Origin of the sequence: Natronorubrum sediminis (assembly GCF_900108095.1) — an archaeon.
GTDB classification, from domain to species: domain Archaea; phylum Halobacteriota; class Halobacteria; order Halobacteriales; family Natrialbaceae; genus Natronorubrum; species Natronorubrum sediminis.
Genome location: NZ_FNWL01000002.1, coordinates 298,979 through 311,769, shown reverse-complemented (window position 1 = coordinate 311,769; position 12,791 = coordinate 298,979). Strand labels below are relative to the sequence as shown.

At 58.7% G+C, this 12,791-nt stretch carries 16 protein-coding genes and 1 pseudogene; 3 read left to right on the top strand and 14 right to left on the bottom strand.

Annotated features, from left to right (window positions below; translation table 11 throughout):
• Nucleotides 1-27: 27 nt before the first annotated feature.
• The 3 genes from coxB to BLW62_RS08835 all read left to right on the top strand — a co-directional run bounded on the left by coxB (nucleotide 28) and on the right by BLW62_RS08835 (nucleotide 4,072).
• Nucleotides 28-1,023 (top strand): cytochrome c oxidase subunit II, encoded by a 996-nt coding sequence (gene coxB, locus BLW62_RS08845; protein WP_090506728.1) that lies wholly within the window; start codon nucleotides 28-30, stop codon nucleotides 1,021-1,023.
• Nucleotides 1,023-3,497, top strand: coding sequence for a cbb3-type cytochrome c oxidase subunit I (locus BLW62_RS08840; RefSeq protein WP_090506727.1), 2,475 nt, complete (start codon nucleotides 1,023-1,025; stop codon nucleotides 3,495-3,497). The genes coxB and BLW62_RS08840 overlap by 1 nt, the downstream gene beginning before the upstream one ends.
• 314 nt (nucleotides 3,498-3,811) lie before the next feature.
• Nucleotides 3,812-4,072 (top strand): cytochrome C oxidase subunit IV family protein, encoded by a 261-nt coding sequence (locus tag BLW62_RS08835; protein WP_090506726.1) that lies wholly within the window; start codon nucleotides 3,812-3,814, stop codon nucleotides 4,070-4,072.
• Nucleotides 4,073-4,174: 102 nt separating this feature from the next.
• On the opposite strand, the pseudogene BLW62_RS08830 reads toward BLW62_RS08835, so the two are convergent.
• The 14 genes and pseudogenes from BLW62_RS08830 to rplX all read right to left on the bottom strand — a co-directional run bounded on the left by BLW62_RS08830 (nucleotide 4,175) and on the right by rplX (nucleotide 12,789).
• Nucleotides 4,175-4,943, bottom strand: a pseudogene (locus BLW62_RS08830) (SDR family NAD(P)-dependent oxidoreductase).
• A gap of 248 nt (nucleotides 4,944-5,191) precedes the next feature.
• Nucleotides 5,192-6,652, bottom strand: coding sequence for a preprotein translocase subunit SecY (secY, locus tag BLW62_RS08825; protein WP_090506725.1), 1,461 nt, complete (start codon nucleotides 6,650-6,652; stop codon nucleotides 5,192-5,194).
• Between the two features lie 3 nt (nucleotides 6,653-6,655).
• Nucleotides 6,656-7,162: an uL15m family ribosomal protein gene (locus BLW62_RS08820; RefSeq protein ID WP_090506724.1), complete on the bottom strand. Its 507-nt coding sequence runs from the start codon at nucleotides 7,160-7,162 to the stop codon at nucleotides 6,656-6,658.
• Nucleotides 7,163-7,164: 2 nt separating this feature from the next.
• Entirely contained in the window at nucleotides 7,165-7,632 is a 468-nt protein-coding gene (rpmD, locus tag BLW62_RS08815) for a 50S ribosomal protein L30 (RefSeq protein WP_076582164.1), read from the bottom strand.
• Nucleotides 7,629-8,282 carry a 30S ribosomal protein S5 gene (locus tag BLW62_RS08810; protein ID WP_090506723.1) on the bottom strand — a complete coding sequence of 218 codons (654 nt, stop codon included), beginning with the start codon at nucleotides 8,280-8,282 and terminating at the stop codon, nucleotides 7,629-7,631. Before BLW62_RS08810 ends, rpmD begins: the two co-directional genes overlap by 4 nt.
• Nucleotides 8,279-8,827, bottom strand: a complete 549-nt coding sequence (locus tag BLW62_RS08805; protein WP_076582161.1) for a 50S ribosomal protein L18 — start codon at nucleotides 8,825-8,827, stop codon at nucleotides 8,279-8,281. The genes BLW62_RS08810 and BLW62_RS08805 overlap by 4 nt, the downstream gene beginning before the upstream one ends.
• A complete protein-coding gene (locus tag BLW62_RS08800; RefSeq protein WP_076582160.1) occupies nucleotides 8,827-9,276 on the bottom strand; it encodes a 50S ribosomal protein L19e in 450 nt (149 codons plus the stop codon). Before BLW62_RS08800 ends, BLW62_RS08805 begins: the two co-directional genes overlap by 1 nt.
• Nucleotides 9,269-10,021, bottom strand: coding sequence for a 50S ribosomal protein L32e (locus BLW62_RS08795; protein WP_090506722.1), 753 nt, complete (start codon nucleotides 10,019-10,021; stop codon nucleotides 9,269-9,271). Before BLW62_RS08795 ends, BLW62_RS08800 begins: the two co-directional genes overlap by 8 nt.
• 3 nt (nucleotides 10,022-10,024) lie before the next feature.
• Complete coding sequence (locus BLW62_RS08790) at nucleotides 10,025-10,558, bottom strand: 50S ribosomal protein L6 (RefSeq protein WP_090506721.1); 534 nt, start codon at nucleotides 10,556-10,558, stop codon at nucleotides 10,025-10,027.
• A gap of 2 nt (nucleotides 10,559-10,560) precedes the next feature.
• Entirely contained in the window at nucleotides 10,561-10,953 is a 393-nt protein-coding gene (locus BLW62_RS08785; protein WP_076582155.1) for a 30S ribosomal protein S8, read from the bottom strand.
• Between the two features lies 1 nt (nucleotide 10,954).
• Nucleotides 10,955-11,137 carry a 30S ribosomal protein S14 gene (locus BLW62_RS08780; RefSeq protein ID WP_076582154.1) on the bottom strand — a complete coding sequence of 61 codons (183 nt, stop codon included), beginning with the start codon at nucleotides 11,135-11,137 and terminating at the stop codon, nucleotides 10,955-10,957.
• Nucleotides 11,130-11,669, bottom strand: a complete 540-nt coding sequence (locus BLW62_RS08775) for a 50S ribosomal protein L5 (protein ID WP_076582152.1) — start codon at nucleotides 11,667-11,669, stop codon at nucleotides 11,130-11,132. The genes BLW62_RS08780 and BLW62_RS08775 overlap by 8 nt, the downstream gene beginning before the upstream one ends.
• Nucleotides 11,666-12,415, bottom strand: coding sequence for a 30S ribosomal protein S4e (locus tag BLW62_RS08770; RefSeq protein ID WP_090506720.1), 750 nt, complete (start codon nucleotides 12,413-12,415; stop codon nucleotides 11,666-11,668). The genes BLW62_RS08775 and BLW62_RS08770 overlap by 4 nt, the downstream gene beginning before the upstream one ends.
• Nucleotides 12,412-12,789: a 50S ribosomal protein L24 gene (gene rplX / locus BLW62_RS08765; RefSeq protein WP_090506719.1), complete on the bottom strand. Its 378-nt coding sequence runs from the start codon at nucleotides 12,787-12,789 to the stop codon at nucleotides 12,412-12,414. Before rplX ends, BLW62_RS08770 begins: the two co-directional genes overlap by 4 nt.
• Nucleotides 12,790-12,791: the final 2 nt, after the last annotated feature.

Here is a 12,791-nt window from a genome sequence, read left to right as displayed (position 1 = left end):
ACAATCTTCAGCGCATTTACGACTCCGATGGAAGTGCAGACGCGCGTCGACGTGTTCGAGAGCATCTTTCAGGTGTTTCTTGCACTCGGGACGCTCGTCGGTGTCATCGTGATCGCATACACGATGTACAACGCGTACAAGTATCGCGATACCGACGACGCGGAAGCCGACGATTCTGTGCCAACACTCGGGGAGTTACCGACAGGAGGAAAGGGCGGCAAGAAACTGTTCCTATCGTTCGGTATCAGTGCAATCATCGTCATTTCGCTGGTTGTTTGGACGTACGCGATGCTGTTGTACGTCGAGAATCCAGAGGACGACTTCGACGAAGATCCAATCGAGATCGACGTCGAAGGTGAGAACTTTGCCTGGTACTTCGAGTACGAAAACGGCGTCGAAGCGACCAATACCATGAACGTCCCTGCCGATCACCCAGTCGCAATCGAGGTGACTGGCGGTGACGTCTGGCACTCGTTCGGCGTCACGGACTTACGGGTGAAAGCTGACGCAATCCCCGGTGAATACGACGAAACGTGGTTCATCGCAGAAGAAGCCGGTGAGGATCACGAAATCGAGTGTTTCGAACTCTGTGGTGACCAGCACTCCGATATGGTCGGCACCGTGCAGGTTATGGAAGAGGACGAATTCGACGACTGGCTCGACGACCAACTGAACGTCGAGATTACCCTCGAGGACGAGGATGAAGAGCCAGTCGAAGAAGGCACCTACGAAATCACCCTCGAGCACCAAGAAGAGGACTTCGTCTACGACGAAGACGATGGTGAGTACGACAACGGAACGATCACCTTCGAAGATATCGAGCAAGGTGGCGAGTACGAGCTGACGATCGAATTCGAGGACGACGAGTACGAGACGATCGAGGACTCGTTCAACCTCAACGGTCCAGAGAACATCTCTGAAACGCTCGAGGATCCGGATGCAGAAGACGATGAAGAGGATGACGAAGAAGATGACGATGATGAAGAAGAAGCGGATGACGACGAGGACGGAGGTGAGAGCTAATGGGTGATCTCCCCCCAATGACGTCCGTCAAACGGTGGTTAGTCACAACAAACCACAAGGACGTCGGGATCCTCTACATGGTGACTGCGTTGTTCTTCCTGTTGTTCGGCGGGATCCTCGCGTTGATCTTCCGTGCACATCTCTGGGAAGCAGGCGGAACAGGACTCCTCACGGGTAACGAGTTCAATCAGGCCGTCTCAGCCCACGGGCTGTTGATGGTGTTCTGGTTCCTCTCGCCCATCGCATCCGGGTTCGCGAACTACTTCGTCCCGCTTCAAATCGGTGCGAAAGACCTCGCATTCCCGCGACTGAACGCCTTGAGTTACTGGTTCTACCTGTTCTCAGGGATTCTCATCGCACTGTCGTTCTTCCAGGGCGGAACGTACGCCGGTGGTTGGACGATGTACGCGCCACTGAACGTGCCAACGTACACCCCAGCGATGGAAGCGACGTCCGGTGGCACCGCAACGGTTCTCGCGTTGTTGATGTTCGTCCTTTCGATTACCTTCGGGACCATCAACTTCCTGGTCACGATCCATCGCTCCCGCGCGGAGGGACTCGGCCTCTGGAACATGCCGCTTTTCACCTGGTCGTGGCTGCTCACGGTCTGGATGATGCTGTTCGCATTCGCAGCGCTCCTCGCAGCATTACTCCTGTTGTCCATCGACCGGCTGTTCCTAACACAGTACTTCATGACCGATCAGGGATCGGGCCTGCTGTGGGCGCACCTGTTCTGGTTCTTCGGCCATCCGGAGGTGTACATCGTCTTCTTCCCCGCGTTAGGGATCATGTTCGAGACGTTCCAGACGTTCACCGGCCGACGGCTCGTCGGTCGTAAGTGGGTTATCGTCGCAATGGTACTCGTGGCCGTCCAGTCGTTCCTCGTCTGGATGCACCACATGTTCCTGACGACGATCAACCTCGAGATTACGACTCTGATAATGGCGACGACTATCGGGATCTCGTTGCCGTTCGACCTGATGGTCTTCGCGCTGATCTACACGATGGTCAAGGGACGCGTGCGGTTCACGACGCCGTTCCTGTTCAGCCTCGGCGCGCTCGTCTTGTTCATCCTCGGTGGAATTACCGGGGTGTTCCTCGGTGCCGTCGTGCTGGACTACGAGTTCCGTGGCACCTACTGGGTCGTCGCTCACTTCCACTACGTGATGGTTTCGGGCGTGACCGCGTTGGTCGCGGGCCTCTACTATTGGTGGCCCAAAATCACCGGGAAGATGTACTCCGAAACCCTCGGGAAGCTCAACTTCGCAGTGTACTTCATCGGCTTCAACCTGCTCTACTTCCCGATGTTCCTCGCCTGGGAGACGCCACGACGTGTCTTCGGCTTCAGCGAGGGCTTGGAGATCTACCATCAGGTTGCGACCGTCGGTGCGTATATCCTCGGCGCGTCGTTCCTGATCATGTTCTACACGTTCGCGAAGAGTTGGATTTCGGGGCCTGAAGCACCCGACAATCCGTGGGAGTTCTCCCGAACCGCCGAATGGGCGATTCCATCACCACCACCGCTCGACAACTGGGGCGGACGACCGAGCTACGCGAGTGGTCGACTCGAGTTTGTCGACGATTCGAAAGCGGCGACCGACGGCGGTGTCGCGACTGGTCACGATGCTGCGACGGCAACTGAGACGGCTCACGAAGAAGAACACGCAGACCACGCCAGTATCTGGCCACTCGGCATTGGATTTGGTACCTTCGTGTTCTTCCTCGGTCTGTCTGGCTTCACGCCATACATGATCCAGTTCGCGGAGAACCGTGGGTTCGAAGAGGCCGCAATGGATGCCGACCCGAACATCATGTATCCAGTCCTCATCGTTGCTGGACTGGCGATCCTCGCGTACACGCTGTTCAAGTTCGGTGTCGAGCAATTCGACGCACCGACGATGGAGATTGCCGAACGCTGGCCGTTCGAAGGCGTCGGGAACTCGAAACTCGGTGTCTGGATCTTCCTGGCGTCGGACGTCGTCGTCTTCGGGGCCGTCATCGGCGCGTTCGTCTTCATGCGCCTGCACATGGGCTGGGGCAGCTGGGAGACCGTTCCGTTCGCCTCCTGGCCTGGCCTGCTCAACACCTATGTGTTGCTCACCTCGAGTTTCACGGTCATCATGGCCCTCGTCTTCGCAGAGCGCCAGAACAAGAAGGGACTTCTCGGCGCGATGAGCGTCACGCTCCTCCTCGGGCTGACGTTCATGGGGGTCAAAGCCTACGAGTACAGCGTCAAGTTCGCTGAGGGCGATTACTGGTGGAACGGAGTCGAGTACTCCATCTACTTCGTCACCACCGGCCTGCACGCACTACACGTGATCCTCGGGCTTCTGATCGCGATCTTCATGATCTACCGGATCGTGAGCATCGACGCCTACCTCGAGGACCATCGGCCCGTGGAGTTCTTCGGACTCTACTGGCACTTCGTCGACATCGTGTGGGTCTTCCTGTTCCCACTGTTCTACCTGATGTAGTGCCGGCGGGCTACGCAGGTAGAATCGATTCATTTTGCAGTTTTCGTTCTAACGCCACACTTACACTCGAGTTGTTCAGTTCGGCTCATACCTCGAGTCCATCGCTCCACGACTACGACCCCCTCTCAAAAACACGAGTGCGTCTCTTGCGCTCACTTGCACACTATTCGGTGGGTGGTGAGTCAAACCAAACGCGATGTCCGAAGCAGTGTGGAATCGTACCGAGAGATTGTGCGACCGGAGCTGAGTGAGTAGATCGACAGCATCGATCGTATGAGGAAGGTATAAGTGTCCGTCTTCCACATTGTATACCAATGGCTGACGTTCGGACATACACCCTCATATACGTCGTACTGCTGATATTAGGGACAGCGAAGTTCGTCTTCTTCGAGATAGACATTCCCGAGTCGGCGGCAATTGGCGGGACCGTCGTACTTGCTGTCATCAAGTCCCTGCTGATCGCCGCGTATTATCAGCACCTCCGGGAAGAGCCACGTGCAATCACCTATATGATGGTTATCGCCGTGTTCATGGTGTTCCTGCTAACCGTTGCAGCGGGATACTCGATTCAGTAATCGGCGACAAAACCACTGTTCTTGCCGTTACCGTTCTTTGGTTTTCTGTAGCTCTGTGTGGCATCCGATAGCTACTGTTTACGAGAAAGACGATATCGGTCGTTACCTCGAGGTCCACCCGCCGTCGACTTCGAGACAGGCCCCAGTGATGTACCGTGCTGCATCGCTCGCGAGAAAGACGGCTGGACCGCCGATTTCTTCGGGAGCCGCAAACCGCTCGAGCGGCGTTCGATCGATCACGGACTGGCGGAGTCGTTCGTTCTCCTCTAAGTCCTCTACTATGTCGGTCGAGACGTATCCCGGTGCGAGTGCGTTCACGCGAACGTCTGGTGCCTAATCGAGCGCGATACTCTTCGTCAACCCGACCAGGCCGTGTTTCGACGCGACGTAGGGATGTTGTCGAGGCAACCCAACGAGTCCACCGACATTCGCGACGTTGATCACCGATCCGCCGCCGTTTTCGTGAAGTTGTGCTGCCGCCGCGCTTGTAACTTCGAATGCACCCATCAGATTGACGTCGACTGTTTTCGCAAATCCTTCGCTCGAGACGTCTTCGGGGAGGCCGAGCCCATCATCGGGGTTGACACCGGCGTTGTTGACGACGATATCGACTGACCCGAAGGTACCGACTGTTTCGTCGATGGCTCGAGCAACGTCCTCGGGGTCGGTTACATCCGTCGTCACAGCGTGTGCATCACCGCCGTCGTCCTCGATTTCGTCGACGACCGATTGGATCTCTGCATCGGTACGAGCCGTCGGAACGACGCACGCACCGGCGCGAGCCAACTCGAGTGCAGATGACCCGTCCGATGCCGCGACCGCCGCCTGTGACTACTGCCACGTCGTCTGTGAGGTCGAAGAGTGAACTCATGTGTTCACCGTGTTTCTGTGTGCCACCACCAAGGTCCTAGCGCACCAGACGCTGGGCACTCGGTTACTGAAACAACATAGCACAATGAGCGCGTGCTGGCGACCCTCAGAAGTCCGACGAGATCTATTCCGTTGGTTCTCCCCCGAGGCGAACGATTGGCCTCGAGTGGTGGCTGGCCGAACCAACAAAGCATGCTGGTCGTACAGTGAGTGTACTGTACTCGAAACAGAAAGAAGAGAGAAGAACGCTTACTCTCGGCCGAACATCTGGCGCATCATCGGATGCATTTCCATCATCTGCTCCTCGGCGATCTCCTCGTACAGTTTGTACGTAATGGAGACAGCGAGCAGCAGACCGGTCCCTTCGACACCACCGACCGTGCCGAGCATGTTCGCCCAGACGGCCAGCAAGCCGACGAGCGCACCGCCGAGGACGGTAACCTGCGGAATGTAGCGCTCCATGACCTTCTCGATGACGCCGACGTTCTGTCGGAATCCGGGAATTTGCATTCCGGAGTTTTGGATCTGACGTGCGGTGGCGTCGGGGCCCATGTTCGTCGTCTCGACCCAGAAGATGGCGAAGATTGCACCACCGATGACCATGAACGACAGGTCGACGGAAATGCGAATTAGTACCATCCACGCGTCTTGTGTGACTGCCCCGGTCCACCACATCCAATCGTCAGGTGAATAGATCGGTGCAGTGTAGTAGAAGAACCCACTGGCGGGCTCTCCTCCTGAATAGTCCCCGAGCCACGTCGGCATTCCGGCCCAGACACTATCGAGAATCTGGCCCATGAACTGAATGTTCGCCTGCAGCGCGCGAACGAGGATCATTGGCAGGACGCTCGCGTAGATGAGCTTCACTGGGAAGCGACCGCGAGCACCCTTGACTCGAGAGTGACTGAGTGGAATTTCGACGCGGACGGACTCCGCGTAGACGACGACGCTGAAGATGAGCAACGTCGTCAATAAGGCGATGATCTGTCCTTCGCCGAGGAAGATCGTGTAGAGCCCGTCACTGGAGACGATGGACCCGGTTTCGACCTGGCCCGTAATGATCTCGTACCAGCTATAGAAGAATCCTTCACTGGATGGACTGACGAATCCGGTCACGAGCTGCTGGCTCACGCTAGCGATAATGAACAGGCCAATCCCGCTGCCGATCCCCCACTTGCTGACGACCTCGTCCATGTAGAGGATGAGGATCCCGCCAACGAAGATCTGGGCGAACATCAGCATCTGAACCTGTGTCTGGCCGAACTCGAGTCCGCCGAGAGTGAGCGACGGCTGAGCGGGCAGGAAGCCACCGGCGAACACCATCGGGAGCGCAGTCAACGCCGTCATGACGATGACGAGCAACTTCTGCAGCCCCTGATAGAGGATCTGATCTCGTGGGTCGTCCGTGTCGAGACCAAGCAAGTTTGCACCACCAAGCAACTGCATAACGATGCTGGCGGTGACGATCGGACCGATACCGACCTGCATCAGCGACCCCATCTCACCGGCGAGCACCGAACGGAACTCACCGAAGATGTCGGTCGCTTCTCCGCCTTGCAACCCGAGCAAGGCGATGTTCGTCAGGAAGAAATACAACACGAGGATGCCGGCAGTCCACGCCAGCTTACGCTTGAAGGGGACGTGCCCCTCTGGACGGCGCACTGCGGGCATCCGCGTCAAGACCGGTTCGGCGGCTTCCTTCCATCCCATATGTTAGTCCTCGTCCTGTTCGGAGTCTTCGTCAGCTTCGGCGGCGTCCGCTTTCTCTTGTGCCTCCTGCGCTCGCTCCGTCAACAGCGCCTCGCCACCGGCTGCTTCGATTTTCTCCGCTGCAGTGTCGGAGAACTCGTCGGCCGTGATTTCGAGGCTGTTTCGGACCTGTCCAGAACCGAGGACTTTGACTTTGTCGACTTCGTGACCGTCGTCGACGATATCACGCGCGTCGATGGCGTATCCGTCGTCGGTTTCTGCCGCGAGGTCGTCGGCTGCGTACAAGAGTGCATCCTCGTCGAGTTTCTGGACGTCGATTGCTTCGACCTCCTCGCGGATGCCCTGTGGACGCTTGAAGCCGTGTTTGCCTTTCGGTTCGTAGTTGTGGAACTCGTGTTTGCTCCGCCCGGCGCGGCCGCGACCGCCGCGGTGACCGGCTCCCCGTCGATTTTTGTGGGAGCCACCGCTGTGCGTACGCGATCCGCGCTGGCGTCGTTTTTTGCTTGTCATGGTTATCGCATCGATTCTAACAGGTCGTTAATCTGCTCGGTTGTATGTTTTCCGAGTTGGCCGCCTTCGGGTGTCGGCTTCTTGATCCCGTCGTGGCCACCTCGTGGCGGGTGAAGTCGAAGCGTTGGTGACAAGCCTTCCTCACGAAGTGTCGTCTCCTCGGCGAGCAATGCCTCGGCGAGGTCACCGAAGTCGTCGTAATCGGTGTTCTCGCTGAGCCACTCCTCGTCGACGTCGGACTGTTTGCCCTCGAGAGGTTCTGCTCGACTTTCGAGAACCGTCTCGAGAACGTCGCTTTCGGGCTCACCGTGGGCAACGTAGTCGTTGACTTTGTTGACCATTCCGACGTAGGTGTCGGTTTCGGGGACGAGAGCACAGTGATTGACGCTGTGGATGTTGAGCATCTGCAGCGTGTCCTCGACGTCCTCCTGTCGGTTTACCTCACCGCGGACCTGGACGATTGCTTTCATTGGTCAGCCACCTCGGCTTCGTCTTGTCGACCCCGCTGTTGGGGTTGGCGCGACTGGGACGCGTTCTCGAGTGCGTTGAACGTCGCTTTCGCGAGGTTCACGGTCGTACGCGTGTTACCGTGACTCTTCGTCCAGACGTTCTCGAGGCCGGCCAGTTCGAGGACGTGACGGACGGTGTCACTCGCGGCCAATCCGAGCCCTTCGGGGGCTGGAATGACGTCGACTTCGACGGAGCCAGCTTTGCCGCTGGTGCGTCGGGCCAGCGAGTGTGGCCGATCCGAACGGTCCTCCCACGACCCGGAGCCGCGGGGGACTTTGATCATGTTCAGTTTCGCGATACCGATTGCCTTCTGGATGGCGGAGCCGACCTGATCGTCTCGGCCTTCCGCGTAGCCGACGTAGCCGTCGCGGTTACCAACCACGACGACACACCGGAACTTGACGCGGCGTCCGGAGTCAGTCATGCGCTGGACCATGTTGATGTCCAGCACTTCGTCGTCCAGTCCGGGGAGGAGCTGGTCGACGAGTTCGGGCTCCTTGAGCGGGAGTCCCGAGTTGAGGGCGGTCTCCATATCGTCGATTTCGCCCTCTTGGACCTTCCGGCCGAGACGGGTAACGGGTTCCCATCCGTCGTCGTTGTAGTTGCTCATTCGAGAATCGCCTCTCGTACCTCGTCGAAGTGTTCTGGGAGTTCGGTTGCGTCGAAGTCACCGCTGTAGAGCGGTTCGTCGAGTTGCTCTGCGTACTCGGCGATGTGTTCGCCACGGGTACGCGACCAGTCTGCGAGCACACTGTCGTTGTGTGGGATCTCGAGACCGGCGTCGATTGCTCCCTCCTGAACTGCGAATACCTTGTTCCCGGGCGTGGCCGTATTCAGACCGATGTCGAGGACCGCTTCCTCGAGGCCTGCCTCGACTGCCCGCGTGCCGGCCAGCAGGCCGGTCAGGTATGCCGCAGAGATGTTACTCGTGGGTGCGTCCCAGCCGTACTCCTCGAGATCGCTCGAGTGTGCGCTTGCAAGCGTCTCGTCTCCCTGAGGTCCGGGAGTGATCAGCTGCGCCGTAGTGTGCTTGTTGCTCTTGCGAGCAACGAGGCGGGGCTTACCCGATTTCAGCAGGCGCAACCTCTGGTGGTAGTCCGTTCGGACCTCACGGCGACGCCGCATCGGCACTTTATATCGTGGTCCAGTCGCCATTATTGGTCACCGTAGTTTTCGTCGATGTAGTTCAACAGGTATTGGACGCTCCGGAACTCGCCACCGCCAGCCTTCTTGTAGAGCTCGCGGTACTGCGTGGGCGTGAGTTCGCCCTTGTCTCGGAGTTCACGAAGCTTCCGTCGCTGTGCGCGAATCTTGTTCTGCCACTCGTCTTTCTCGTTCTGGCGTGCACCCTTCTTGCCGCGGCGCTTGCCTGGCCCCTTCTTGTGGCCGTAGGCTCGCTTTTCGTTGCGCTCTCGTGCGCGTCCGCGGGAGTTGCTCTTGGCGTCACCAGCCTGAATACGACCTTCCTGGACGAGTTCTCGGATCTCGTCACGGGTGATCGCTTCGGCGATGTCTGCCTGAGCGTCGGGGTCGAGCCAGACGCGATTCTCTCCGACGTCGAGAACGTCGGCTGCAAGTCGTTTCTGTGCGGAGAGATCAGTCATTTGAATCCACCTCTACTTCTTCGTAGGTTGGGTTCAGGACGCGAACGTCCTGTTCCTCGGCTTCTTCTTCGATTCGTTCGCGCTTGCGCCCACCAACCGACGAGGAGATACGAACAGCCTCTCGGTCGCCGTCGACGCCCTCGAGGTCGTCGAGGTTCTCGACGTAGACCTCGTCGAATCCGCTTGGGTGCTTGCCACGAACTGCGGTTGGCGTTCGGAAGCCAGCCTCGACGGTCGGGCCTTTGCCTTTGACGCCCTTTCGTTGCTTGGACAGCTGTCCGCGTGGGCGTCGCCAGGACTCCGGCGTCCGCTTTTTCATGTGGTAGTCCTGTCGGTTGAACTGCGGTTTGCCCTCACTTCGACGCTGTTCGAGCAACTCCGATTCTTCCTCGGAGAGCTCCGGCGTCTTCTCGGTCAATCCGCGAGGTTGCAGTTCGGTTTCGACGTCCTCGTCGACGGATTCTGCGTCTTCGTCGACGTCTTCGTCTTCGATTTCGGCGTCGGTTTCGTCGCTAACTTCGAGGTCGCCGACGTCTGCTTTGATTCGGGCCGCAAGTGCGTTCCCGATACCGTCGGCCCCAGCGAGGTCGTCCTGGTCTGCTTCTTTGACGTCCTCGATAGTTTCGAAGCCGGCATCTTGCAGGGCGTCTGCCTTGCTCGTGCCGACACCGCTGATGTCCTCGAGTTCCTGTGGCTCGTCTGGGTCGGCCCCAGTGTCTTCAGTTTCTGGATCGTCGTCTGCCATCTATCAGGCACCTCCTTTAGCGGGTTTCTCGGTGATGTAGACGCCGTCTTGGAAGACTCGGGTGTCCTTGCCACTGACGCGTGTCAGTTGCTCGATGTCGGCCGCCGTTTGGCCGACGTCTTCCTTGTTGGGTCCGGAGAGGACGAGTCTCTCGTCGTCGACGGACACGTCGGTTTCACCGTGGATAGTCGTACGTCGCGCTGCCTTTTCGCCGAGGAAGTTCTCGATGACGACATCGTCGCCTTCCGCGCGGACCTGCATCGGGAAGTGAGAGTAGAAGACTTCCATCTTGTACTCCCAGCCCTCGGCCACGCCGTGGAATGCGTTCTTGATGTGACTCTCGAACGTGCCAACGGTCGCGTTCGTCTTCGCGTCCTCGTTGTCACTTTCGATTACCACAGTCTCGTCTTCGAGTTCGACGGTCACGTCGGGGTACCAGAGGCGGCGGGTAACGCTGCCTTCTGGGCCGTCGACGGTCACGTCGAGGTGGTCGATCTCGACGGTTACGTTGTCAGGGATTTCCAGTTCGACTCGCATGGTTAGTAGACGTATGCGATCACCTGGCCCCCAATACCCTGCTCACGAGCCTCGTAGTGGCTCATGATGCCACTGCTCGTCGTCACGACGAGTGCACCGAAGTCTCGAGCGGGGAGATACCGTTTCTCCCACTTCTCGAAGTCTTCAGCGCTGGCACTGTAGCGGGGTTTGACTGGGCCACAGTCGTTGATCGCTCCTTTCAATTCGACCTCAAACTGACCGGCTTTACCGTCGTCGACGTACTCGAAGCCGTCGATGTACCCGCGGTCGTAGAAGACCTCGAGTACGCTGCCGATCTCGTTGGAGGCGGGTGTTACCTCGTGGCTGAGATGCCCCACGCTTTCGGCGTTGTCGAGTCCCGAGAGCGCGTTGCTGAGTGGGTCGTTTCCAGTCATGTTATCGATACTTCTTGAATCCCATGTCGCGAGCGATTTCGCGGAAGCACTGTCGACAGAGGTTGATGTCGTACTTTCCGACAAGCCCCTGTTTGCGACCACAGCGCTGGCAGGCTTCGTCCTGCCCGGTACGCTTCGTGGCGTGCTCGCCCGTGCGCTCGGCTTCTGTTTCACTTTCACTCATCGTCTGATTCCTCCACGCTCACGTCGAAATTCGCCTCAAGGAACGAAATTGCGTCCTCGGGGGTGAGTCGGTGGTTCGACGGGATCGATCGGTTCGCCTTGTCGCGTTTGGCGACGCGGTATCCTGGTCGAACCAGGTTGACGGTGACGTCGAGTCCGTAGATACCGACGTTCGGGTCGTACTCCTGGCTTGGGAACTCGGTGTGTTCCTCGATGCCGAAGCTGATGTTGCCCGTATCGTCGAATTGCTTCGCAGACACGCTGGCGATTGGAATCGCGGTCTCGAGGAACTCGTATGCGTCCTCGCCACGAAGGGTGACCTTCGTGCCGATCGGGTCGCCCTGGCGAATACCGAAGTCGGGTTCGGTTCGTTTCGCCTGGGTACGGACGCTCTGTTGACCCGTAATCTCCTCGATGATGTCTTCGGCTTTCCCGAGTTCGCGGCCACCACGTCCGACGCCCATGTGGGCGACGACTTTCTCGACGCGTGGTTCGCGCATCTCGTGGAAGTCACCGGCATCAGCTTCGCTCATTCTGCATCACCCGTGCTCGCGGTTTCACCGCTTGCATCTTCCGAGGACGAGTCCTCGTCCGTGAAGTTCTCGTCGATGACGACGACGTACTCCTGGATGGTTTCGAATCCGTCGTCGTCCGTGGAGACGCCGACCGTATTCGGACCGCTTCCAGGCGTGATATCGATTGCGTCGATCTCACCGATCTTGCCGCCGTGGTTGCCACGAACGGCCGTCACGAGTGCCCCTTCTTCGAACGGGAAGTGAGCGACGATCGATTTGTCCTCGTTGTCGACGACGATCGAGTCACTCGAGTTGTACTCGGTTTCGTCGTCGACGAAGACGTTCGTCCCGTCGTGGAGAGTCAACTGCGTGTCCCCGCCTGGAACTTGCTGTTTACCCTCGATCTTTCCGAGACGGCTACCAGCGGCATCCTCGTCGATTTCGGTCAGCGCGAGGCGGCCGCCTTCGTCTGGGAAGACGCGGTAGTACTCCTCTCGGCCGGGGAAGGCAACGATGTCGAACATGCCGATCGGGCGCTGTTCGTCGTTGATCGGTTCCCCGTTGATGAGGATCGAGTCCTCCGAAAGGGCGTATCGTGCTTCTTTCTTCGAGTCGACGTAACCGAGTACGTCCCGCAGCAAGACGACGAGCGGGACGCCGTCCTTACCGTGTGGGCCTGCGCCGGCTTTGACCGTGAAGGTCTCCGTCTTGCGCTCGACCGGCCAGGACTTCGGCACTGACAGTCGTTTCTGGTGTTTCGTCATTCGCTATCACCTTCGGCTTCGTCTGCGTCGCCTTCGAGACGTGCTTCGCGACGCTCGTCCTCGAGATTGAGCTCCGTGATACGAACGTTCGAGGGAGCGAGTGGCCGTGGCACTTCTTCGCCATCTGCCGTCTCCACCGTAACCTCCTCGACGTGGATGGTTCCATCCTCGAGGATGGCGCGGAGAACTTCGGCCTCCTCGCCGGCGTGGTCGCCACGCATGACCTCGACCGTGTCGCCCGCGTTGACGCGGGTTCGACGGGTACCGTACTCCTCGCGGAGCTCGTCGGACAGCGTCGCGTGAAGCTGCTTCTGTCGCTTGTGCAGCGGTGCACGCTCCGTCTGCGTTCGCTGTTTGTGTGGTTGTTTACTCATTG